Source organism: Sphingomonas sp. Leaf33, from assembly GCF_001421785.1.
Taxonomy (GTDB): Bacteria; Pseudomonadota; Alphaproteobacteria; order Sphingomonadales; family Sphingomonadaceae; genus Sphingomonas.
The window spans coordinates 336,396-360,005 of the sequence record NZ_LMLB01000017.1; the positions used below are offsets into that span (position 1 = coordinate 336,396).

The following is a 23,610-nucleotide window of genomic DNA, read 5'->3' on the forward strand; positions in this document are numbered from 1 at the left end:
AGCTTCAACTAGGAGTTGAAACTTTAACGATCCGCGTCTATTTAGTTGTCACGTCCGAAGCGAGATTCGGGATGTGCCGCCCGCGAGGGTTCCGCGAAATGTGGACGCAAGGGTTTTCTCGCACCAATAGCCTCTCCCTAACCGGAGAGGCTATTTTGCTATGGCGGGCGGGCATGTTTGGTGCACCAACCGCGCAAATTTTATCGACTGCAGCCTGTGGCGAGCAGGCAAATCCGGATTCTGATAGGCGCTTATGACGTGCAGAATGCCGTCCACGCCTGGGATGCGGCTAGCTTTCCGCAATCGAAAAAACGCTGGATATGCGATTCCTTCTGCCTCGGCATAGAAAAGGTAACTGAGCACGCCGTTGCCGTCGCGGCTTTGAAACGCCTTTCCACCGATATGATATTCTACGATCGCGCGAAGGCCAATCGAGCATCCGTAGCGAACCGGACAAAATGCCCGCTTCTCACCGTCCGCTGTAAAGGCGTGAGCGTCGATGTGCCGGCTATCATCCCATTTTTCGCTGAAAACATGATGACTAAACGTCACCTCCAGTGTCGCAGGCGCGGCCAAAGGATCCTTAGCGGGCACGATCACCTGGAAACGATCCAGGTGTGCCAGAGGATATTCAGTCTCCCCCATTCGGAATGATCCATACGACATGCCGGATATGTAGCGCATCGACGCGAAGAGTCAACGCTAACACCACTGCACGTGCCATCGTGCAGAAATTGACTTACTGCACATACTGAACTAAATGCCGATTCAGATTTCAAGGGAGGCGAATGTGGCCAGGGTTCGAAGCCCCAATTTTCCAGCGATTGGCTTGTCCAAATCAATCGAGCGCGCGCGGAAAATATTCGACCGAGAGCAGCAACTGCCCGCCAACCGGGACGTCCTATCAAAGCATCTCGGCTATAGCGGATATAACGGAAAGTCCGCGAAAATCCTGTCCGCCCTCAGCAAGTTCGGCCTTCTCGAGCCGGTGAAGGATGGCAAGCTACGCCTGTCTCAGCGCTCCATGCGCATTCTCTTTCCCAGAAACGAAGTCGATAAGAATGAGGCGTTGCGGGAAGCCGCATCGGCACCAACGCTTTTCCGAGAGATCGCTAAGGAGTGGGACGGCGGGACGCCCAGCGACGACAATCTCGCAAATTTTCTACTGCACAATGGGTTTTCACAAACCGCCATCGCCCCTGCTATCGCCGCATACCGCGACACGCTGAGCCTTGTAACACCTTCGGCTGGGCAGTATAACGCCGCTACCGAAGACCTCGAAGATGAGGCAGGTGACGAGGACGACGACATGGACATGGATCCGACCCGGATCCCGGGCAAAGACGCTGTTGGCGTGGGGCAAACGCGTAAACCAGTCGCGCTGCAGGGCGAGCCCTTCAATCTTCAGCTTATCAAAGGCGGAGTGCTTGGCGCCTTCGATTTGCGGAATAAGGGTGACCTCGAAACCTTCGTCGCGGGGCTCCAAGCCTTAAAGGCCTTCTTACCTGAAACTCAGCTCGAAGAAGATGGCCTCGACTAACGCGGTCAAATCTCCTCAGTCCGTTACACCCGCAGCTGCTTTCACGCTCACAGTCGTGATGCGCGTCCCCACTGAGTTTGGCTGTCGAACGAGCTTGCCAGCCCCCAGCAAATCATAAACCTTCGTCCGCCCACAGCGCAGCACGGCCTGCGTCTCCTTGACGGTTAGGGATGGTGCATCGAGCGAAACACCTTCGGCGCTGGGGATCAGCGAACGCCGTGCTTTGCGTTCCGGCTCAAGCGGACTTTTAACCGCCGCAAGCTGTTCTGAAGCGGCCGGCCCTGACCGATCGCGCTGCAGCTCGTTCTTGCGCCGTGGACGGTTGCCATGCTCTGCCACCAACTGGAGCAGCGAGACGTCGTCGAAGCGGATTCCAACGATAGTGTATTTGGGGCCCCCGCCGAACTCAGTTGATCCATCCAGACGGACGGTGCCGTTGCAGACGTCCGCTACCTTGCCCTCAGCCACGATCCGGCGCCACAGATCCGGTGCAATCCGCTTATCTCGAATCTCTTCGCGAGTGCCATTCGGCTGGAGCCGCTCGGTCCACCGGGCATAGCCTTTCACTAGCCCGGCGATCGCGTTGTCTGCCAGGAACGTCATCGGGTCGCTGATCCCGGCAGCCTCGATCAGCGACGCGGCCTGGGCAGGGGAGATCGGGTTGAAGGCTTTCATGTTGTCTCGTGCGCGATATTGAGACGATCGTCATGAAGCCCCGCGGTAAAGAACCGACTACCGATCAAGCGACATGTTCGCGTGTGGTCGCCGTCGAGTGTGGGAACCAGCGTGGGAGCGCATAGCAAGACCACGGCATAATATGCCGCTATCTCAGGTTCTTACGCGATTTGTGGTGGTGCCGCCTACAGGACTCGAACCTGTGACCCCCGCATTACGAATGCGATGCTCTACCAGCTGAGCTAAGGCGGCCTGTGTCGGCGGCGGATGGTATCCGTCGTCCGAGGTGGCGGCGCTTAGCAGTGTCTTTTTGGCGTGGCAAGCGGTCGCGCGGGGGAAAGCGCCTTTACGCCGTCTTTACCACAGGTCAGCCAGAACGACCGCGAAGGTTCGGGGCGTCGTGTCCCGTCGTCGAGGGTGAGTGGCATGGAATTCGCGCGCGGTATCGAGGACGGCACCGATTCGCCGTCTGGCGAGGGGCACGCCGGCGGCGATCGCGGGGAGCTGGCGATGGTGCTGACCGACGAGCGCCGGATGCACGTCCGCGCCTATAACCACTGGGTGTCGCTGCTCCAGGGGCGCCCCTATCCCGCTATCGAGGACCTCGACCCGGCGTCGATCGCCGATTTCGGCCCGCATAGCGTGCTGCTCGACTTCACCGACGGGATCGAGGACCCGCGAGTCGCCTTTCTCGGCCGTGCGCTGCGCGAAGAGGGCGAGGTCGAGGTCGGTGTCGAACGCATTTCGCAGGTCCGCAGCCGGTCGCTGTTGTCGCGGCTGACCGATCATTACCTCCAGATCATCGCCAACCGCGCGCCGATCGGGTTCGAGGCGGAATTCGTCGGCACACGCGGGCACAACACGATGTACCGCGGCATCCTGATGCCGTTCTCGTCCGACGGGCAGCAGATCGACTTCATCTACGGCGTCATCAACTGGAAGGAAATGGTCGACGCGGGTACCGAGGCGCAGCTGATCGCCGATCTGGCCGCCGCGCGCCGCGCTGCGCCTGCGCCGGCTCCGGCACCGCAGATCTGGGCCGATGGTCCGGGATCGGGCTTTGACGAGCCCGTGCGCGATCCGCTGCCGAGCGAGGCGAGTCTGTACGATCGTCTCGCCTCGGCCCGGGCGAGCGCGGAGGCGTTTGCCGCCAGCGAAGGCCGTAGCCGCGGGGCGCTGTATCAGGCGCTGGGCGACGCGCATGGCATTGCGACCGCCGCTGAGCAGGATCCGGACACGCTGGCCGAGGTGCTGGCCGACGCCGGCTTGAAGGCTCAGGCCCGCGCACCGATGACGCCGATCGTCAAGCTGGTCTTCGGCGCCGATTACGACAAGACGCGGCTGACCGAGTTCGCATCGGTCCTGACGCACGCCAGGCGGCACGAAGTCGGCGCCGATGGCCTGAGCGGCTATCTCGAAAGCTTTCCCGGCGGGATCAAGGGCATCGTCGGCGCCGAACGCGCGTTGCGTCGCAAGCCCGCCGACGCGACGCGCTGGGACAGCATCGCCGCCGAACTGCGCACCCGCGCGCCGCTGGCGCATGTCGATATCGCGCGGGCGGGGGAGGGCGAGTTCGTCGTCCTGCTGGCCCGTGCCGACGCCGCCGGCGGACTGGATGTCGTGGCTTGTGTCGAAGGTGACCGGCAACTGACCGATCGCGCCCTGCGTCGCGCCGCTGCGTGATTTTCCGCGCGAAATAAAATTACAACGGTCTTGAGCGACCGGGCGACCCGGCGCATAGAGCGGGCATGGCACACAAGACCAGTTCGCTGTCGGACGCGCTTGCCGCCCGACTGATCGAAGGCGCCCTGCCGGGAGAGATCGAAGGCCTGACCGCGGCCGAGCGCGCGGAGGCTGCGTCCTTCGTCGCGCACACCGCCGCCAGCCGTCCGCCCGGCACCCCGGCCATCGCGCTGGAGATGATCGAGGGCGACGGCCACCGCCGCCGGATGCGCCTGGCGGTTGTCAACGACGACATGCCGTTCCTGGTCGATTCGATCGCCGCGACGATCGCGGCGCACGACGTGCCGATCGACCGGGTGATCCACCCGGTGGTGCTCGCCAAACGCGACGCTGCGGGCCAGCTGACCGCGATCGGCGAGGGCGCGTTCGAATCGATGGTCTACATCGAGATGCACCGCGCCGATGCCAAGATCCGCCGCGCGATCGAATCGGAACTGGCCCGCAACCTGGCCCACGTCCGCAGCGCGGTTGCCGACTGGCCCGCGCTCCAGGCGGCGATGCGCGCGGACGCGTCCCGGCTGGTCGGTGACGGCAATATCGAAGGCGGCACGCTGCTCCAGTGGTTCAACGACCGCGCGATGACGCTGCTGGGCCACGAAAGCTGGTATCGCGACGGGCACCGCGAAAATGCGCTGGGCATCGCGCGGCATGAGTTCGACGTGCCGCTGCTGGCCGTGCGGTCGCGCGAGACCGCGATCACCTTCTTCGAGAAGGGCGGCTCCGCGCCGCTGCTGCTGAAGAGCAACTGCATCGCGACCGTGCACCGCCGCGTACCGCTGGACCTGGTGCTGGTGCCGATCCACGAGAACGGCAAGGTGAAGGGCCTGTCGATGCACGCCGGGCTCTGGACCTCGGGCGCGCTGCATGCGTCCCCGCGCGACGTGCCGGTGCTGCGCGAGCGCCTGGCGATGATGGAGGCCAAGTTCGGCTTCGATCCCAAGGGGCATACAGGCAAGGCGCTGACGCACGCGCTGACGGCGCTGCCGCACGACCTGACGGCCGCGTTCCAGCCCGCCGAGCTCGAGCGGCTGGCGCTAACCGCGATGAGCCTGGCCGATCGCCCGCGCCCGAAGCTGGAGATGGTGAAGTCCGCGCTCGGCCGGCACATCTTCGCTTTCGTCTGGCTGCCGCGTGACGACGTGACGACCGCGCGGCGCTTGGCGATCGGCGACATGCTGGCCAAGGCGGCGGATGCGACCGTGCTCAACTGGTCGATCGCGCTGGAGGACGGCGTCGTCGCGCTGATCCGCTACACGCTCGACGTGCGCGACAGCAGCAAGACGCCCGACGTGCCCGCGCTGGATGCGGAGCTGGAGCGGATGGTCCGCGGGTGGGTGCCCGCGATCGAGGCCGCGCTGATCGAGCAGGTCGGCGATACCCGCGGCACGCGCCTGGCGCTGCGCTTCGCCAACGCGTTCCCCAACGGATACCGGATGCATTACGCGCCGGAACAGGCCGCGCAGGACATCCTGCACCTGGGTGATCTGGCCAACACCGACAGCCGCTCGATCCGCATCACCGATACTGCGACGGCGGGCGAGCGCCGGGTGAAGCTGTATCGCCTGGGTGGTGCGCTGGCGCTGTCGGATGCGGTGCCGGTCTTCGAGAATTTCGGCTTCCGCGTGCTGGAGGAGGTGCCGGTCGCGCTCGCCGATGCCGATGGCGCGTTCGTCCACGACTTCCTGGTGTCGTCGCCGGCCGATGCCGCGACGTTCGACGTCGCGACCGTGGAAACTGCGGTCGCCGCGGTGCTGGAGGGGCGCGCGGAGAACGACGCGTTCAACCGCCTGATCGTCGAAGCGGGCATGGATCCCAAGGCGGTCGGCCTGTTCCGTGCCTGGTTCCGCTACCTGCGTCAGGCCGGCCTGACCTACGGTCTGGCCACCGTCGTCGATGCGATCCGCCGCGCGCCCAAGGTCGCGTCCGCGCTGATCGAGCGGTTCGTCGCCGCGCACGACCCGATGGCGAACGACCGCGACGCGCGCATCGCCGCCGCCGACCGCGCGGTGCTCGACGGGCTCGACAAGGTCGCCGGTGTCGACGACGACCGTATCCTGCGCACGATCCACGGGGTCATCGTCGCGACGCTGCGCACCAACGCCTTCGCGCCCGCCGCAGCCGAAGCGCTGGCGTTCAAGCTCGATTCGGCGAAGGTCCCGGGGCTGCCCAAGCCGCTGCCGTGGCGCGAGATCTGGGTGTACAGCCCGCGTGTCGAGGGCATCCACCTGCGCGCCGGCCCGATCGCGCGCGGGGGGCTTCGCTGGTCCGACCGCCGTGACGACTTCCGCACCGAGATCCTGGGCCTGATGAAGGCGCAGCGCGTGAAGAACGCGGTGATCGTACCGACCGGCGCGAAGGGCGGCTTCTACGCCAAGCAATTGCCCAATCCCGCGGTCGACCGTGACGCGTGGTTCGCGGAAGGAACGGAGAGCTACCGGATCTTCATCCGCACGCTTCTGTCGATCACGGACAATCTGGTCGAGAACCAGGTCGTGCATCCCGAAAGCGTGACGGTGCTTGACGGCGACGATCCCTATTTCGTCGTCGCCGCCGACAAGGGCACGGCGACGTTCAGCGATGTCGCCAACGCCATCGCGCTCGAACGCGGCTTCTGGCTGGGCGACGCCTTCGCCAGCGGCGGCTCGGTCGGCTACGACCACAAGGCGATGGGCATCACCGCCAAGGGTGGGTGGGTGTCGGTCCAGCGTCACTTCGCCGAAAAAGGCGTCGACGTGCAGACGCAGAGCATCGACGTGGTCGGCTGCGGCGACATGTCCGGCGACGTGTTCGGCAACGGCATGCTGTTGTCGAAGGCGATCCGCCTGGTTGCCGCGTTCGATCACCGCCACATCTTCCTCGACCCCGCACCCGATCCCGCCAAGTCGTGGGACGAGCGCAACCGGATGTTCCAGCTGCCGCGATCGAGCTGGGCGGACTATGACGCCAAGCTGATCTCCAAGGGCGGCGGCGTGTTCTCGCGCGCCGACAAATCGGTGAAGCTGTCGAAGGAAGCCGCAGCCGCGCTGGGCGTAGAGCCGGGCGAGATCGAGCCGGCCGCGCTCATCTCCGCGATCCTGAAGGCGCCGGTCGACCTGATCTGGTTCGGCGGCATCGGCACTTATGTGAAGGCGCGCGCGGAGAATAACGCGACCGTCGGCGATCCCGCCAACGACCGCCTGCGCGTCGATGCCGAGGATCTGCGTGCGACCGCGATCGGCGAAGGCGCCAACCTGGGTGTCACCCAGGCCGCGCGTATCGCGTTCGCGGCGCACGGCGGGCGGATCAACACCGACTTCATCGACAATTCGGCCGGCGTCGATTGTTCGGACAACGAGGTCAACATCAAGATCGCGTTGAACCGTGAGATGATCGAAGGGCGGCTGAGCGAGGCCAAGCGCAACACGGTGCTTGCCAGCATGACCGACGACGTCGCGCATCTGGTGCTGGAGGACAACCGCCTCCAGACGCTGGCGCTGTCGATCATGGAGAATGACGGCGCGATCGCGGTGCCGAGCTATGTCCGCACGATCGAGATGATGGAGGCATCGGGCCGCCTCGACCGCGCGGTCGAAGGGCTGGCGAGCAACGAAGACTATCTGCGCCGCGCGCAGGAGGGCGGGCATCTGACCCGGCCCGAACTCGCCGTGCTGCTGGCGACCGCGAAGCTCGCGCTGCAGGACGCGATCGAGCAGCGCAAGCTGGGCCTGGACGACGAACTGAAGCCCGACCTGCACGCCGCCTTCCCGCCGGCGATGCGCAAGTCGTTCGCCGCGGCGATCGACGCGCACCGTCTGCGCGGTGAGATCGTCGCGACCAAGCTCGCTAACCGCATCGTGAACCGGCTGGGTGTGCTCAACCCGTTCGAGCTGGCCGAGGAAGAAGGCGCGGCGATGGGCGACATCGCAGCGATGTTCGTCGCGGCCGAACGCCTGTTCGACCTGCCCGCGCTATGGGAAGCGATCGAGACGGCGGCCATCCCCGAAGGCGCGCGTATCGCGCTGTTCGAGGAAGTCGCGGTCGCCACGCGCTCGCAGATCGCCGACCTGTTGCGCGCGGCTCGGCCGGGCGAAGGCCCAGGCGAGGTCGTCGCGCGACTGAAGCCGCAGATCGACGCGCTCGACCGCCAGACCGAACAACTGCTGCGCGACGAAGTCCGTGCCGGCAGCGATCGCATCGTCGAACGGCTGGAAGCCGCCGGTGCACCGGGGCCGCTGGTCCGCCGCACCGTCCGCCTGTTCGAACTGGACGGTGTCGTCGGTCTCGCCGACCTGGGGCAACGCAGCGGTGCCGACGAGACGCGACTGACGCATGCCTTCACCCATCTGGGGCAGGCGCTGGGTCTCGACTGGGCACAGACGACCGCGGCGCGCGTGACGACCGGCGATCCGTGGGAACGCCTGCTGATCGCGGGGCTGGCGCGCGACTTCCAGCAGTTGCGCCTCGATTTCCTGGCGCGGCATGGGGGCAAGGACCCGGAAAAGACGGTTGATACATGGCTGGTCGACAACGCCGCGCGGGTGACCCAGTTCGCCGACCTGGTCCGCCGCGCGCGGGCGGCTGCGGCACCGAATGCGGCTATGCTGGCGCAGATCGCCAGTCAGGCGCGGGTGCTGCTGGGGCGGTAGGGCGCACTTTCCGCCGTTCGTGCCAATAACCCGGTCATCCCCGCGCAGGCGGGGATCCATCTCGTGCACTCGCCAAGCTGGACGTCCGGGAGATGGGTCCCCGCCTGCGCGGGGACGACGGCCGCGCGGGTTGTCGACCGACGGCTGCGCGGCGTGGGTCCCCGTCTGCGCGGGGACGACGGTGCCTATCGGCGAGCCGTCCGGTCGAACAGCCACGTCCGGAGTGCACTTGCCAGGTTCGGCGGGGCCTCGGCAGCGATCCGAAGCACGTCGATCTGCGCGATCAGCGCGTTGAGCGGTAGCCCGGCTTCAACCGCGGCCCGATCGAGCGCGGTCCAGAACACCGGTTCCAGGCTGATCGACGTCTGGTGCCCGGCGATCGTCACCGACCGCTTCACCGGCCCGACAAAGCCGCCGTCAGGAGCGTCGATCACACGGCGTCATCGAACAGCCCGGCCAGCTGCTCGATCATCGTGCCGGCGAGCTGCTCGACATCCATGATCGTCACCGCGCGGCTGTAATATCGCGTCACGTCGTGCCCGATGCCGATCGCGACCAGTTCGACCGGCGACCGGCTCTCGATCCAGCCGATCACCTGCCGCAGATGCCGCTCCAGATAGGCGCCGGAATTGACGCTCAACGTCGAATCGTCGACCGGCGCGCCGTCCGAGATGACCATCAGGATGCGACGATCCTCGGGCCGCGCGATCAGCCGGCCGTGCGCCCACAGCAGCGCCTCGCCGTCGATATTCTCCTTCAGCAGCCCTTCGCGCATCATGAGGCCCAGCGATCGCTTCGCCCGTCGCCACGGCTCGTCGGCCTGTTTGTAGATGATGTGGCGGATGTCGTTCAGCCGGCCCGGCTGTGGCGGGCGACCCGCCGCCAGCCATGCCTCGCGCGCCTGCCCGCCTTTCCACGCGCGCGTGGTGAAGCCCAGGATCTCGACCTTCACCCCGACCCGCTCCAGCGTGCGCGCGAGGATGTCGGCGCTGATCGCGGCGATGCTGATCGGTCGGCCCCGCATCGAGCCTGAATTGTCGATCAGGATCGTGACGATCGTATCCTTGAACTCGGTGTCGCGCTCGCGCTTGTAGCTCAGCGACAGCATCGGATTGACGATCACCCGCGCAAGGCGTGCCGCGTCCAGGATGCCCTCTTCCTGGTCGAAGTCCCAGGAGCGCGACTGCTGCGCCATCAACCGCCGCTGGAGCCGGTTGGCGAGCTTGGTTACGACGCCCTGCAGATGGACGAGCTGCTGGTCGAGATAGGCGCGCAGGCGATCGAGCTCTTCGGCGTCGCACAGGTCGGTTGCGGCGATCTCCTCGTCGAACTTCCGTGTGAACGGCTTGTAGTCGAACTGCGGGGACAGGTCGCTGAACGGGCGGTTGGGGCGGACCGGCTGCATGCCCTCGTCCCCGTCGTCGCCCGGGTCGCCATCGGCGTCGTCGAACGAATCCTCGCCCTGTTCGCTGCCCTCGCCATCATCGGTGTCGCTCTCGCGCTGTTCGCCGCGCGCCTCGACCTGGCCTTCGCCCTGGTCGCCGCCGTCCTCGTTGTCGTCCCCTTCGTCGGGGCGCTCGTCCTCTGTGCCTTCGTCGTCGTTGCCGCCGTCGTCGTCCTCCTGCGGCAGGACTTCGCCCTCGACCAGGTCGAGGTCCTCGAGCAACCGGCTGACGACCTTGGCGAACGCCCGCTGGTCGTCGATCGCAAAGGCCAGCGCATCGAGATCGGCGCCCGCCTTCGCCTCGATATCCTCGCGCACCATCGCCAGCCCGGCGGCAGCCGACGCGGGTGCCTCGCGCCCCGTCAGTCGCTCGCGCACCAGTAGCGCCACCGCGCTCGACAGCGGCACTTCCTCCGCCGTCCGCGCGCGTGCGATCGGGTCGGACTTCATCCGCATGGCAAGCGACCGGTCGAGGTTTGCGGCGATGCCGGCATAGCCCTTCGATCCCAGCGCCTCGACCCGCGCGGTCTCCACCGCATCGAACACCGCCCGCGCCACCGCATCCTGCGGCGCCCCACGCTGGTGGATCGCGGTGTCGTGGTGCTTCAGCCGCAGCGAGAAACCGTCGGCGAAACCGCGCGCCTCCGCCACCTGCTCGGCGGGCAGGGTGCGCGCGGGCATCGGCACCTTCAGATGCCGTCCGGCCTGCGTCGGTGCATCGGCCGTGAACGCCAGTTCTACGTCCTGCCGCTCCGACAACGCGCGCGACGTACCGGCGAGGACGGCCTTGAACCGGTCGAGAGGCGTTTCGTTGGCCAAGCCGTCAGGCCTTCGCCGCCACGCTTTCGGGCAGGTCCTTGCCGAACACGCGCTGGTAATATTCCGCGACCAGCGACTTTTCCGCATCATCGCACTTGTTGAGGAACGACAGGCGGAAGGCGAAGCCGACGTCGTTGAAGATCAGCGTGTTCTGCGCCCACGTGATGACGGTGCGTGGGCTCATGACGGTCGATATGTCGCCGTTGATGAAGCCCTTGCGGGTCAGGTCGGCGACGCGGACCATGTTGTCGACCTGTTCCTTGCCGCCGGGCTTGTCGTATTCGCCCGACTTGGCGAGCACGATCTGCGCCTCGGTCTGCGCGGGCAGGTAGTTCAGGCCGACGACGATGTTCCAGCGGTCCATCTGACCCTGGTTGATCTGCTGCGTGCCGTGATACAGCCCGGATGTGTCGCCCAGACCCACCGTGTTGGCGGTGGCGAACAGGCGGAACCACGGGTTTGGGCGGATGACACGGTTCTGGTCGAGCAGCGTCAGCTTGCCCTCCGTCTCCAGCACGCGCTGGATGACGAACATCACGTCGGGGCGGCCGGCGTCATATTCGTCGAACACCAGCGCGGTCGGCGTCTGCAGCGCCCAGGGCAGCAGGCCTTCGCGGAATTCGGTGACCTGCTTGCCATCCTTCAGCACGATCGCGTCGCGGCCGATCAGGTCGATGCGGCTGATGTGCGCATCCAGGTTGATGCGGATGCACGGCCAGTTCAGCCGCGCGGCGACCTGTTCGATGTGCGTCGACTTGCCGGTGCCGTGATAGCCCTGCACCATCACGCGGCGATTGTGCGCAAAGCCCGCCAGGATGGCGAGCGTCGTGTCGGCGTCGAAGACATAGGCGGGGTCCAGATCGGGGACGCGCTCGTCCGCCTCGCTGAACGCGGGCACTTTCATGTCGATGTCGATGCCGAACAGGTCGCGGACCGAAACTTCCTTGTCGGGCGACTCCAGGATGGTCGTGTCGCGGCTGTCGGGCTGGGTATTTGGAATATCGGTCATCGGAAGCCTTTCGCGCCACGCCCTACAGGAAGCGCTAGAACGCGTTCAAGTGATCCTGGCCTTCTCCGGCATCGGAAAAAATGTCGAAAGGCGCGCCGCGAGCGCACGGTCGCCCTCGATCGTCAGCATCCCGTCGCTTTCGAGCTGCTCGAGCGGCACGCCGGCATAGAGCAGGGCGGCGACGCCGCCGGTCTCGCCACCGAAGACGATGTGCGGATCTGCGGGCAGGCCGCGGCCGAGCGCCATGGCGCCGCGATCGATGGTCCAGTGGAACTGTTCGTCGCCGTACCGAAAGCCCAGCCGGAGGACGGCATCGCCTGCCGCGGCGACATCGATCATCGTGCGCAACGACAGCAGCAGCGAGATCGGACTGAACGGCCGCGTCGGGTCGTGCAGCGGCGATCGGGACGCCCAGCGGCCCAGCGCCTGGAACACCGGCCCCGCCTGCTGCCCCCATTCGGTCAGGCCATAGACCTGCACGGCGGCGGGCGGCGGCAGTTTCGTGCGGCGGACGATCCCGCCGGCCTCCAGCCCCTCGAGTCGTTGGATCAGCACGTTGGCGCTGATCGCGGGCAGGCTCCGGCGCAATTCGCCGAACCGCCGCGGCCCAAGCATCAGTTCGCGCATGATCGGCAGCGCCCAGCGCTCACCGATGATGTCCATGCCGTGGGTCGCGGCACAGGCATCGTCATATCGGCGTTTGGCGGCATCCTGACGCATATCAGTTAGATTACATAACTCATCGGTTGTCTTTTGTAACTCCGCAGAGCAGGTACGTGTCCAACAAGACGCATTCAAGGGAGAGGGCGATGGCGAAGATGATTTTCGTGAACCTGCCGGTTCATGATGTCGCGCGGGCGACGGCGTTCTACGAAGCGATCGGCTTCACCAGGAACCCCATGTTCTCGAACGACCGGGGATCGGCAATGGTCTGGTCCGACACGATCAACGTCATGCTGCTCCAGCGCGATTTCTACGCAACGTTCACGACCAAGCTGATCATCGATGCACACAGTTCGAGCGGCGTGCTGCTGGCCTTGAATTTCGATACCCGTGACGACGTCGACGCGATCACCGGAGCCGCACTGGCCGCGGGCGGGCGCGAACTGCACGATCCCGAGGACGAAGGCTTCATGTACAGCCGCGCGTTCGAGGATCCGGACGGTCACGGTTGGGGGCCGTTCTTCATGGACATGGCCGCCGCGCAGGCGCAGTTTTCGGATGCCGGCGCCACGGCCGGGCAGGGAGAGACGGCATGACCTATATCGAGGGGTTCCTGACCCCGGTCCCCACCGCCAACCGCGACCGTTATCTGGAGCATGCCAAGGCGGCGGTACCGATGTTCAAGGATTTCGGCGCGGCGCGGATGGTCGAGGCGTGGGGCGAGGACGTGCCGCGCGGCACCCGCAACGACCTGTGGGGCGCGGTGGCGGCGACCGCGGACGAGACGGTCGTCTTTTCGTGGTTCGAATATCCCGACAAGGCGACACGCGACGCGGCGACGGCGAAGATGATGGCCGATCCGCGGCTGGCGGAGATGATGCAGGATATGCCGTTCGATGGCCGGCGCATGGTCATGGGCGGCTTCGAAAGCGTCAGCGATGCAGGCGACGGACGCGGCACCGGCTTCATCGACGGGATCGTTCTGCCCGTGAAGACCGCTGACCGCGCCGCCTTTGCGCAATTCGCGCGGGGCGTCGCCGCACCCTTCCTGGAACATGGCGCACTGCGCGTGATGGATACGGTCGCCGACGACGTCCAGCCGGGCAAGCAGACCGACTTCTTCCGCGCGATCCTTGCCGAAGCGGGCGAGGAACCCTCGTTCGGCTGGGTCGAATGGCCCGACCGAGCGACACGCGATGCCGGCTGGGAAGCGATCATGGCCGACCCGCGGATGCAGGGCAATGACGCGCCCTTTGACGGCAAAAGGATGATCTTCGGCGGCTTCACGCCCATCATCGACGCCTGAGCAGGAGGGACATCATGGCCAATCGTAACGGTACGCCGATCTGGTTCGAACTGAGCACGCCCGATGCCGCGGCGGCTGCGGACTTCTACACGGCGGTGGCCGGATGGACGGTCGCGCCGTCGCCGATGGCGGAGCATAGCGGTTACCGGATCGCTACCGCCGCGGACGGCAGCGGCATCGCCGGCGTGATGACGCCGCCGCCGGGCGCCCCGGCCCAGCACGGCTGGACAATCTATTTCGCGGTCGACGACGTCGATGCCCATGCCGCCCGCATCGACGAGCTCGGCGGTGCGATCGGCTTCGGGCCGATGGATATCCCGCACGTCGGCCGCTTCGCCATCGCCACCGACCCCCAGGGCGTCACCTTCGTTGTCATGCGCGGCGACGGTCCGGAGGACAGCCAGGCGTTTCGCAGCTCGGGCGGTCCCGACACGGTCGGCCACGGCGTCTGGATCGAACTCGCGACGCCCGATCCCGACGGCGCCTTTGTCTTTTACGGCGCGCTGTTCGGCTGGGAACAGGCAGGCGCGATGCCGATGGGGCCGATGGGCGACTATGCCTTCATCGGTGGTAGTGCGGCCGGGGCGGAATGTGCGGCCGGCGAAGCGACCGGGCCCGGGGCGATCATGTCGAGCGCGCTGACCGGCGCGCCACCGCGGTGGAACTGGTACGTCCATGTGCCCGACATCGATGCCGCCATCGCGACCGCACAGGGACGTGGCGGCACATTGCTCCACGGGCCGAACGAAGTCCCCGGCGGCGATTTCACCGCCAGCATCGCCGATCCGGACGGCAGCCAGCTGGGGCTGGTCGGCCCGCGCACGGGCGCGTGACGAAGGCGCTAACACAGGACACCCTGCCATGACCGACGCCCACGAACTCCGCATCGATCGCACGATCGACGCCCCGCCCGAGGCGGTGTGGCGCGCGTGGACCGAGCATCTGGAGGAGTGGTTCTGTCCTCGACCGTGGCGCGCCGAGATCGTCGAGCAGGACCTGCGCCCCGGCGGGCGATCGGCCATGGTCATGCGCGGGCCCAGTGGCGAGGAGAACCCGATCGAGGGCATCATCCTCGACGTCGAGCCCGGCCGCCGTATCGTCTCGACCGATGCCTTTACCGCCGGCTGGGTGCCGGCAGGGCCCTTCATGGTGCGGATCGACCTGTTCGAAGCCGATGGCGGCGGCGGTACCCGGTACACTGCGATCGCCCGGCACTGGACTGCGGACGCCGCCGCGCAGCATCGGGCGATGGGGTTCGAAGCCGGCTGGTCCGCAGCGACCGACCAGCTGGAGGCGGTGGCGAAGCGGCTGGCGGCCGAGCGCGACGGGGGCGGGGCATGATCGGCGGCGCGTCGCTGGCGCTGGCGTTTGTTCAGGGGCAGAGCGGCGCCATACCTATACCCCCGCCACCGGTATCGCGGATCGAGATTCTGCGGGCGACACCCCAGACCCATAGTGTCGAGCCGCAGTGCGGCACGCGACCGTCGCTGGTGCGGTGGGTCTACGACGGGGAAATTGCGCGGCTATCCGATTTCACGTTCAACGGCGCGGCGGCGACACTGGCCGATCTGGCGGCGATCAATGCGCGCGTGGCGACCCTGCGAAGTGATCTTCTCGCCCGTGTCGAGTGCACCGCAGATGGGGCGTCGGTGACGTTCTTCACGTCGCTATCAGCCGGCACGCCGCGGGTCAGGCGCATGACCTACGACATCGACGCGCGCGGCATCCGCCTGGTCGACACCGATTTCTGATCACGCCGCCATCCGCCAGCGCAATGTCTCACCGGCGCGGAACGGGACGACGTGGCTGTCGCCGGCGTCCCACACCGCGGGCACCTCCTGCGCGACCCGTTCCAGCGTCACCGTGCCGTCGTTCAGCGGCAAGCCGTAGAAGCGGGCGCCGTTCTCGCTCGCGAACGCCTCGAACCGGTCGATCGCGTCGTCTTCCTCGAACACCTCCAGATAGAGTTCGAGCGCGGTCGGAGCGCTGAAGATGCCGGCGCACCCGCACGCCGATATCTTGGCCTCGACCATATGCGGCGCGGTGTCGGTGCCGAGGAAGATGTTCGGCGCGCCCCCGGTCACGGCCTTGCGCACGGCCACGCGGTGCGTCTCGCGCTTGGCGACGGGCAGGCAATAGGCGTGCGGGCGCAGGCCGCCTGCAAAGATCGCGTTGCGGTTGATGATCAGGTGCTGCGGCGTGACGGTCGCGCCGATCCGGTCGGGATGGGCGAGTACGAAGGCGGCGGCCTCGGCCGTCGTGATATGCTCCAGCACGACCTTCAGCGCCGGCAAGTCGGCGAGCAGCGGGACCAGAACGCGCTCGATGAACACCGCCTCGCGGTCGAAGATGTCGATCGCCGGGTCGGTCACTTCGCCGTGGACGAGCAGCGGCATCCCGATCGCCTGCATCACCTCCAGCACCGGACGGATGTGGGCGATGCTGGTGACGCCGTGCGCGGAATTGGTCGTGGCGTGGGCAGGGTAGAGCTTGCACGCGGTAAACACGCCGAGCTCGAACCCGCGGCGGACCTCGGCCGGGTCGGTGGCATCGGTCAGGTAGCAGGTCATCAGCGGCGTGAAGTCATGGCCCTCGGGCAGGGCGGCCAGGATTCGCGCGCGATAGCTTTGCGCCGCAGCGACATCGGTGACCGGCGGCGACAGGTTCGGCATCACGATCGCGCGCGCGAACTGCCGTGCGGTCGGCGCTGCGACCGCGGCCAGCATAGCGCCGTCGCGCAGATGGACGTGCCAGTCGTCGGGCCGGCGAATGGTCAGACGGTCGCGCATCGTTTCGGGGTCCCGCTTGGAAATGGTCCCCGGCCGCTTACCTAGTTCGCATGACCGAGACCACCCTTGCCGACCGCCGTGTGTTCCGCGTCTCCGGCGACGATCCGCGCGGCTTCCTGCAAGGCCTGGTGACGCAGGACCTCGGCGCCGTCGCACCCGATGCGCCGCAATGGGCCGCACTGCTGACGCCGCAGGGCAAGGCGCTGTTCGATTTCCTGTTGTGGGACGATGGTGAGGGCGGCGTGCTAGTCGATTGCCAGCCGAGCCAGCGGGACGCGTTGATGCGGCGGCTGACGCTGTATCGCCTGCGTCGCGCGATCGACATCGCGCCGGTCGATCTGTCGGTCCACTGGTCGCCGGACGGCGACACCGGCGTTCCCGACCCGCGCCTGGCCGCGCTTGGCCGGCGCTGGCTGGCGGCGGCGGCGGGGGACGGTGATGCGTCGAATGCCTGGCGCGCGCATCGGCTGTCGCTGGGCGTGACCGAAGGCGTCGAGGAATTGGGCAGCGACGCGACGCTCTGGCTCGAATGCAATGCGCGCGAGCTGAACGGCGTCAGCTTCACCAAGGGCTGCTATGTCGGCCAGGAAAACACCGCGCGGATGCACCACCGCGCGAAGGTCAACCGGCGGCTGGTCGTGGCACCGATCGCGGAGGGCGGTGACCGGGTGCGGGCGCGCTATCCGGAGCTGGAGCTGATGGTCGAGTTGCGCCGTGTCGAGGCGCTGGGCGACGCGCTCCGCCCGGCATGGCTCGACGCCGCCGTTCACGCGGCCGACTGACGCACGCCACGGGGAGAGCCACCATTTTTCATCTGTTCTTTGCGGTGCCGGCCGTGCTGGTCATCGCGCGCTGGATCTGGCCGCTGGCACTCGCCCTGCCGGTCAAGCTGGTGCTGACGGCGGTCCTGCTCGCCGCGTCGCAATATCATCTGTGGAGCCGGCTGTCGTCGGGCTCGGTGTTCGCGCCGGAATTTCCGCGCGCCGTCGTCATCGCGTTCAACTGGGCGTTCGGCGCGATCGTGCTGCTTGCCGTGCTGCAGATCCTGCTCGACATCGGCACGCTGGCGACCGCGGCGCTGCGGCGCGAGTGGGTCGCGGCACCCGATGCGGCGCGCTATGCGATCGGTGGCGTCGCAGGGGTGCTGGCAGCGGTCGGGGTCGCCAACGCGATCCGCGTGCCGCCGATCAAGGATGTCGAGATCGCCGTGCCGGGGCTGGCGCGCGAATTCGACGGCTATCGCCTGATCCAGTTGACTGACCTGCACATCAGCCGCTTGTTTCCGCGAGACTGGGCGCAGGCGGTGGTCGAGCGGACCAACGCCGCGGGCGCCGACCTGATCGTCGTGACGGGCGACTTCATCGACGGATCGGTCGCGATGCGCCGCGACGATGTGGCCCCGCTCGCGGCCCTGCGCGCGCCGGACGGCGTCTATGCGGTACCGGGCAACCACGAATATTTCTTCGATTACGCCGCGTGGATGCGGCACCTGAGCGACATGGGTATCGCCCTGCTGCCCAATGCGCATCGCCTGCTGCGGCGCGGGGAGGGGGCGCTGGTGCTGGCCGGCGTCACCGACGTGTCGGCGCCGAGCGTTGGGCAGGCGGGGCCTGACCTGACTGCGGCGCTGAGCGGCGCCCCAGCGGGCGTGCCGGTACTGCTGCTCGACCACCAGCCGCGCGAGGCACGCAAGGCCGCGGCCGCGGGCGTGGCGCTGCAATTGTCGGGGCACACGCATGGCGGCATGATCGTCGGGCTCGACCGGATGGTCGCGCCGGCCAACAACGGCTTCGTGTCCGGGCGCTACACGGTCGGCGGCATGACGCTGTACGTGAACAACGGCACTGCGCTGTGGCCGGGCTTCGCTCTGAGGCTCGGGCGGCCGTCGGAGCTGACGCGGATCACGCTCAGGCGACAATGACATAGCTCGCCTCCATCATCCCTCGCCACCGTCATCCCCGCGAAGGCGGGGATCGATAGTCGCTGAAGGATGTGAGTCTCACCACGTTCAGCCAGAATTGATCCCCGCCTCCGCGGGGATGACGGGGAAAAGGGGGGGCGAGGGCCCTTACTCCACCGCCAGCCCGCGCCGCAGCATCGCCGCGACCGTCGCCGCCACCTCGTCCGCCGGCACGTCGGCGTCCCACACGCCGTAGCGCAGTCCCAGGAACACGTTCATTCCCATGATTGCCCAGGCGTGGACCTCGCCCACGTCGGCGCGGAGCTCGCCGCGGTCGGCGGCGGCGGTCAGGCGGTGGCGGATACGATCGGCGGTCGTGGCGTAATGACGGCGGAAGCTGTCAGGGTCGACGAATTCGGATTCGTCGATGATGCGGTAGATTTCCTTGTGCTCGCGCACGAAGCCCAGGAAGCCCGCCAGACCGGCACGTTCGCCGTCGATCCCGTCCTTTGCCGCACGGATGCCGGGGGCGACGTGATCGCGGACCTGACCCGACATGTGCGCGACCAGCGCGCGGAACACGGCGTCCTTCGAATCGAAATAGGTATAGAAGCTGCCGAGCGCGACGCCCGCACGCCGCGTGATGTCGCTGATCGAGGCATCGTGGAATCCGCGCTCGCCGAACTCCTGCGCCGCGGCGTCAAGGATCGCCTGCTGCGTGCGCCGCCCGCGTTCGGTGCGCGGTGCCTTGCCTTCGCCCGCCGCCGCGCCCGCATCGATCGATGCTGTTGCCGCCGGGACACGCTTAGAACGTGATGACATGGTTTTGACCCATCGTGACGGAGCCGATTTTGGTTTGTGGATAGGAGCGAGCAAGGAGCGGGGCTTTGCCCCCGTGACTGACGAGGGACGACTCCACAGAGTAAAATCGGCCCGCCGCTTTGCGGTTGCCCTGCGCCGTCCGCCGGACGTCGTCGCACCGCTTGCACGGGCCGCCAGCCCGCGCTGCGCATCGCTCCTCGCCGACGAACGGCGCAGGGCAATCACGATGGGTCAAAACCATGTCACCACGTTCTGACCGCCATCACCTGTCCTCCCCGCATTTCCCAAGTTGAAACCTGGTTCAACTTTCAGTAGAACCCTCATCAACCATGCGCAACCCTGCCGGTTTAACGGACGGGGCGCATTCAAAAGGGGAGGAAAGCATGATCCGCACCGTCACGTCCCTGCGCGCCGCGCTCGCCATCGGCGCCAGCGTCGCCGCTCTCGCCGCCGCACCGGCCACCGCGCAGGACAGCACGCAAGCCCAGACCGAAGCCGAAGCGGCCGAGAACAGCGGCGACGTCATCGTCACCGCGCGCCGCCGCGAGGAAACCCTGCGCGACGTGCCGATCGCGGTCACCGCCTTCACCGGCGCGCAGCTGGAAGCCGCCGGCGCGATCGACATCACCGACATCGCCGCGACGACCCCGAACGTCACACTGGAAGTATCGCGCGGCACCAATTCGACACTCAGCGCCTTCATCCGCGGCGTGGGCCAGCAGGATCCGGTCGGCGGGTTCGAGGCGGGCGTCGGCCTTTATCTCGACGACGTGTACCTCAACCGTCCGCAGGCGGCGGTCATGGACATCTACGATGTCGAGCGGGTCGAAGTGCTGCGCGGGCCGCAGGGCACGCTCTACGGCCGCAACACCATCGGCGGCGCGGTGAAGTACGTGACCCGGCGGCTGGGCAATGACCCGACGATCATGGCGAAGGGCACGTACGGCTCGTACAACCAGATCGACGGCGTGCTGTCGGGCAGCGTCCCGCTGGGCGACAGCGGATTCAAGCTGGGCGGCGCGGTCGCGCGGCTGACGCGTGACGGCTTCGGCCAGAATCTGACGACGGGTCTGGAAAATTACGACAAGGACATCTGGGCGGGTCGCGGCACGCTGCAGTTCGAACCGTCGTCGCAGGCGTTCTTCCGCCTGTCGGGCGACTATACACTCGACCGCTCGGCCCCGCGCGGCGGTCACCGCCTGATCCCGGGCATCGTCAGCGGGACGCCGGTGCTGGCCGACGTCTACGACAGCCGCGGCGCGCTGGTGACGCCGCGGCAGCGGGTCGAAGCCTATGGCGGATCGTTCTTTGCCGAGCTGCGCCCGGCCGACTGGCTGACGTTCCGATCGATCACCGGATATCGCAAGGACGATACCGCGACGCCGATCGACTTCGATGCGCTGCCTGCGGTCCAGGTCGACGTGCCGAGCTTCTACAACAACGAACAGTTCAGCCAGGAAGCGCAGATCCTGGTCAACACCGGCGGGCTCTCGCTGCTGACAGGGCTCTATTACCTCGATGCGAAGGCGCGGACCGTGTTCGACGTGCGCCTGCCCGGCGGCGTCACCGCGCTGACCTTCGGCGACGTGAAGACCGATACGGTCGCGATCTTCGGCGATGCGACCTATGATTTTTCGCGCCAGTTCAGCATCTCGGTCGGCGGCCGGTACACTTGGGATAACCGCAAGGCGCAGGTGTTGCGCCAGACGTTCCTGGGCGGCGGGTCGCCGTTCTTCGGCGGCACCGGCACGCTGTTCGCAACCACGTCGGACTTCCGCGGCGACGCATCGTTCAGCAAGTTCACGCCGCGCGCATCCGTCAGCTTCAAGCCGACGCCGGACCATAACATCTATGCGTCCTATTCGAAGGGCTTCAAGGGCGGCGGGTTCGATCCGCGCGGCCAGTCGACCGCCTGCCGCACGCCGGCCGGCGCGACCTGCACCGCGGCGCAGGTCTATGATTTCCTGTCGTTCGATCCCGAAACGGTCGACAGCTATGAAGTCGGGTACAAGGCGAGCGTCCTCAACAACCGCCTGAACTTCGCGCTCGCCGCCTTCCACGCGGCGTACAAGGACGTGCAGGTGCCGGGATCGATCGGCACGACCGTCAACGGCCAGCAGACCTTCATCGGCGTGACCACCAACGCCGGTCGCGCGCGGATCAACGGTCTGGAGGCGGAAGTGAACGCAACGCTCGCCCGCGATTTCGCCGGCGCTGGCAGCCGCATCACGCTGTCGGGGACCGGCGGTTATCTTGATGCGAAGTACACACGCTTCATCGATGCGCGTGGGATCGACGTCGCCAGCCGCCGCCGCATCCAGAACACCCCGGACTGGACCGCCAGCGGCACGTTCGCGGCATCGCTGCCGGTCGGCCCGGGCACGCTCGGCGCATCGACCACGGTCAGCTATCGCAGCGCCAGCCAGCAGTTCGAACTGCGCACGCCGATGCTCGACCAGCCGGGCTATTCGCTGTGGGATGCCAACCTGACCTACGACCTGAACCGCAACCTGACGTTCGGCCTGCATGGCCGCAACCTGACGGACAAGCGCTACATCGTGTCGGGCTACAACTTCCTGTCGCAGAACCCGGACACCGGCGACTTCAACCGCACTGCGGCCGGCGCGTACATCCCGACGCTGGGCAGCGAAGGCGTGCTGACGGCCTATTACGGCAATCCGCGCCAGGTGATGTTCTCGGTGACGGCTCGGTATTGATCGACATGGGGGAGGGAGACTTTCTCCCTCCCACCGTTCGTGCTGAGCTTGTCGAAGCATCGTACTGCGATACACTCGGGCGAACCTTGCGGCATAAAGTACGGTGCTTCGACAGGCTCAGCACGAACGGGAGAGGTTTCAGCGTGACCATTCGAGCGGGGCAGGCCGCCCCACCCACGCGCCGCTACGCCAATACCGTGCTGGCGATGCTGTTGCTGGTCTACACCTTCAACTTCCTCGACCGGCAGATCCTCGGCATCCTCGTCGCGCCGATCAAGGCGGATCTGGGGCTGACCGATACCCAGCTCGGCGCGCTGGGCGGTATCGCCTTTGCGCTGCTCTATTCGACGCTGGGCGTGCCGCTGGCGGTCGTTGCCGACAAGACCAGCCGCAGCTGGGTCATCACCGTCAGTCTCGCGATCTGGAGCGGCTTCACCGCGCTGTGTGGCCTGGCGACCGGTTTCTGGAGCCTGTTCCTCGCGCGGCTGGGCGTCGGCGTGGGGGAGGCGGGGGGCGTTGCGCCGAGCTACGCGATGATCGCCGACTATTTCCCCCCCGAACGCCGCTCGCGCGCGCTGGCGATCTATTCGCTCGGCATCCCGATCGGTCTGGCGGCGGGCGCTCTGCTCGGCGGCTACATTGCGCAGAACGTCAACTGGCGGACCGCGTTCATCATCGTCGGCGTGGCGGGGCTGGTAATCGCACCGATCTTCCGCCTCGTCGTCCGCGAGCCCGCGCGCGGTGGTGCCGATGTCGCGGGGCCGGCGCCGGTGCAGCGCGTGCCTGTATCGGCGGTGTTCCCGATCCTCGCGCGCAAGCCCAGCTTCTGGCTGATGGCGTTCGCCGCGGCCTTCAGCTCGATGTGCGGTTACGGCCTCGCCTTCTGGGTGCCGTCGCTGCTGATCCGCAGCTTCGGCTTCGACCTGATCGGCGCGTCGCAGTTCGTCGGCTCGCTGCTGCTGATCGGCGGGACGGCGGGGGTGTTCCTCGGCGGCTATCTGGCCGACAAGCTCGGCACGCGCGATCGCGGCAACTATGCCAAGCTGCCCGCCATCGCCTGGCTCATCACGCTGCCGCTGTTCGCCGCCGGCTTCTGGAGCGGCTCTCCGTGGCTCGCCTGGGCGTTCCTGCTGGTGCCCAACGGGCTCAACATCCTGTGGCTGGGGCCGGTAACGACCGCGGTGCAGAACCTGGTCCCGCCGCAGATGCGCGCGACCGCAAGCGCGTGTTTCCTGTTCATCAACAACCTGATCGGTCTCGGTGCGGGCAGCTGGGTGATGGGCGCGATGTCGGATGCGATGACCGCGCGATACGGCACCGAGTCACTCCGCTATTCGCTGATCGCGGCGACCGGCTTCTACCTGATCGCGGCGGTGCTGATGCTGCTGGCGGTCAAGCACCTGCGGAAGGATTGGGTGGAGGTCTGAACCCTCCGCCGTCATCGCCATCTGCCGTCATCCCCGCGAAGGCGGGGATAAATTCTGGCTGGCCTCTCGGTTCTATCCGCACGTTCAGCGACTATTGATTCCCGCCTGCGCGGGGATGACGGGGGGAGCGC

20 protein-coding genes and 1 tRNA gene are annotated in these 23,610 nt (G+C 67.0%); 12 read left to right on the forward strand and 9 right to left on the reverse strand.

Annotation, left to right across the window (positions count from 1 at the left end; translation table 11 throughout):
- Positions 1-150: 150 nt before the first annotated feature.
- Complete coding sequence (locus ASE86_RS16140; protein WP_156347208.1) at positions 151-645, reverse strand: hypothetical protein; 495 nt, start codon at positions 643-645, stop codon at positions 151-153.
- A gap of 115 nt (positions 646-760) precedes the next feature.
- Between ASE86_RS16140 and ASE86_RS14795 the strand changes: the two genes are divergently transcribed.
- On the forward strand, positions 761-1,540 hold the full coding sequence (locus tag ASE86_RS14795; RefSeq protein WP_156347209.1) for a hypothetical protein: 780 nt from the start codon (positions 761-763) through the stop codon (positions 1,538-1,540).
- Between the two features lie 15 nt (positions 1,541-1,555).
- Here the strand turns inward: ASE86_RS14795 and ASE86_RS14800 are convergent, their stop codons facing one another.
- Together ASE86_RS14800 and ASE86_RS14805 are read right to left on the reverse strand one after the other, a co-directional pair.
- Complete coding sequence (locus tag ASE86_RS14800; RefSeq protein ID WP_056428590.1) at positions 1,556-2,215, reverse strand: hypothetical protein; 660 nt, start codon at positions 2,213-2,215, stop codon at positions 1,556-1,558.
- Positions 2,216-2,391: 176 nt separating this feature from the next.
- Positions 2,392-2,467: transfer RNA gene (locus ASE86_RS14805), tRNA-Thr, on the reverse strand.
- 174 nt (positions 2,468-2,641) lie between these two features.
- Between ASE86_RS14805 and ASE86_RS14810 the strand changes: the two genes are divergently transcribed.
- Both ASE86_RS14810 and ASE86_RS14815 read left to right on the forward strand, forming a co-directional pair.
- Positions 2,642-3,898 (forward strand): hypothetical protein, encoded by a 1,257-nt coding sequence (locus tag ASE86_RS14810; RefSeq protein WP_056428591.1) that lies wholly within the window; start codon positions 2,642-2,644, stop codon positions 3,896-3,898.
- Positions 3,899-3,963: 65 nt separating this feature from the next.
- Positions 3,964-8,583, forward strand: coding sequence for an NAD-glutamate dehydrogenase (locus ASE86_RS14815; RefSeq protein WP_056428594.1), 4,620 nt, complete (start codon positions 3,964-3,966; stop codon positions 8,581-8,583).
- A gap of 185 nt (positions 8,584-8,768) precedes the next feature.
- On the opposite strand, the gene ASE86_RS14820 is transcribed toward ASE86_RS14815, so the two are convergent.
- From ASE86_RS14820 to ASE86_RS14835, 4 genes are read right to left on the reverse strand one after another with little or no spacing between them, the layout of a single operon-like run.
- On the reverse strand, positions 8,769-9,017 hold the full coding sequence (locus ASE86_RS14820) for a ribbon-helix-helix domain-containing protein (RefSeq protein WP_056428596.1): 249 nt from the start codon (positions 9,015-9,017) through the stop codon (positions 8,769-8,771).
- Positions 9,014-10,846 carry a cobaltochelatase subunit CobT gene (cobT, locus tag ASE86_RS14825; protein WP_056428599.1) on the reverse strand — a complete coding sequence of 611 codons (1,833 nt, stop codon included), beginning with the start codon at positions 10,844-10,846 and terminating at the stop codon, positions 9,014-9,016. Before cobT ends, ASE86_RS14820 begins: the two co-directional genes overlap by 4 nt.
- 4 nt (positions 10,847-10,850) lie before the next feature.
- Entirely contained in the window at positions 10,851-11,855 is a 1,005-nt protein-coding gene (gene cobS, locus ASE86_RS14830; protein WP_056428602.1) for a cobaltochelatase subunit CobS, read from the reverse strand.
- 45 nt (positions 11,856-11,900) lie between these two features.
- The gene (locus tag ASE86_RS14835) at positions 11,901-12,575 is read right to left on the reverse strand and encodes a winged helix-turn-helix transcriptional regulator (RefSeq protein ID WP_056428604.1); all 675 of its coding nucleotides are present in this window, start codon (positions 12,573-12,575) and stop codon (positions 11,901-11,903) included.
- An 89-nt stretch (positions 12,576-12,664) separates the two neighbouring features.
- Here ASE86_RS14835 and ASE86_RS14840 point away from each other — a divergent pair, with 89 nt between their 5' ends.
- From ASE86_RS14840 to ASE86_RS16145, 5 genes are read left to right on the forward strand one after another with little or no spacing between them, the layout of a single operon-like run.
- Positions 12,665-13,114, forward strand: a complete 450-nt coding sequence (locus tag ASE86_RS14840) for a VOC family protein (RefSeq protein ID WP_056428607.1) — start codon at positions 12,665-12,667, stop codon at positions 13,112-13,114.
- On the forward strand, positions 13,111-13,824 hold the full coding sequence (locus ASE86_RS16710) for a DUF1428 domain-containing protein (protein WP_056428610.1): 714 nt from the start codon (positions 13,111-13,113) through the stop codon (positions 13,822-13,824). Before ASE86_RS14840 ends, ASE86_RS16710 begins: the two co-directional genes overlap by 4 nt.
- A 14-nt stretch (positions 13,825-13,838) precedes the next feature.
- Entirely contained in the window at positions 13,839-14,657 is an 819-nt protein-coding gene (locus ASE86_RS14850) for a VOC family protein (RefSeq protein ID WP_056428613.1), read from the forward strand.
- A 28-nt stretch (positions 14,658-14,685) separates the two neighbouring features.
- Positions 14,686-15,165, forward strand: a complete 480-nt coding sequence (locus ASE86_RS14855; protein WP_056428615.1) for an SRPBCC family protein — start codon at positions 14,686-14,688, stop codon at positions 15,163-15,165.
- On the forward strand, positions 15,162-15,575 hold the full coding sequence (locus ASE86_RS16145) for a hypothetical protein (protein WP_156347210.1): 414 nt from the start codon (positions 15,162-15,164) through the stop codon (positions 15,573-15,575). Before ASE86_RS14855 ends, ASE86_RS16145 begins: the two co-directional genes overlap by 4 nt.
- On the opposite strand, the gene pyrC is transcribed toward ASE86_RS16145, so the two are convergent.
- A complete protein-coding gene (gene pyrC, locus ASE86_RS14865; protein ID WP_056428621.1) occupies positions 15,576-16,613 on the reverse strand; it encodes a dihydroorotase in 1,038 nt (345 codons plus the stop codon).
- A gap of 50 nt (positions 16,614-16,663) precedes the next feature.
- Between pyrC and ASE86_RS14870 the strand changes: the two genes are divergently transcribed.
- Positions 16,664-17,395 carry a YgfZ/GcvT domain-containing protein gene (locus ASE86_RS14870; protein ID WP_056428624.1) on the forward strand — a complete coding sequence of 244 codons (732 nt, stop codon included), beginning with the start codon at positions 16,664-16,666 and terminating at the stop codon, positions 17,393-17,395.
- Complete coding sequence (locus tag ASE86_RS14875) at positions 17,362-18,534, forward strand: metallophosphoesterase (protein ID WP_056428627.1); 1,173 nt, start codon at positions 17,362-17,364, stop codon at positions 18,532-18,534. Before ASE86_RS14870 ends, ASE86_RS14875 begins: the two co-directional genes overlap by 34 nt.
- Before the next feature lie 147 nt (positions 18,535-18,681).
- On the opposite strand, the gene ASE86_RS14880 is transcribed toward ASE86_RS14875, so the two are convergent.
- Positions 18,682-19,335, reverse strand: a complete 654-nt coding sequence (locus ASE86_RS14880) for a TetR/AcrR family transcriptional regulator (RefSeq protein WP_056428630.1) — start codon at positions 19,333-19,335, stop codon at positions 18,682-18,684.
- A gap of 383 nt (positions 19,336-19,718) precedes the next feature.
- On the opposite strand from ASE86_RS14880, the gene ASE86_RS14885 reads away from it, so the two are divergent.
- Positions 19,719-22,052, forward strand: coding sequence for a TonB-dependent receptor (locus tag ASE86_RS14885; RefSeq protein ID WP_056428633.1), 2,334 nt, complete (start codon positions 19,719-19,721; stop codon positions 22,050-22,052).
- A 206-nt stretch (positions 22,053-22,258) separates the two neighbouring features.
- Complete coding sequence (locus tag ASE86_RS14890) at positions 22,259-23,479, forward strand: spinster family MFS transporter (RefSeq protein ID WP_056429117.1); 1,221 nt, start codon at positions 22,259-22,261, stop codon at positions 23,477-23,479.
- Positions 23,480-23,610: the final 131 nt, after the last annotated feature.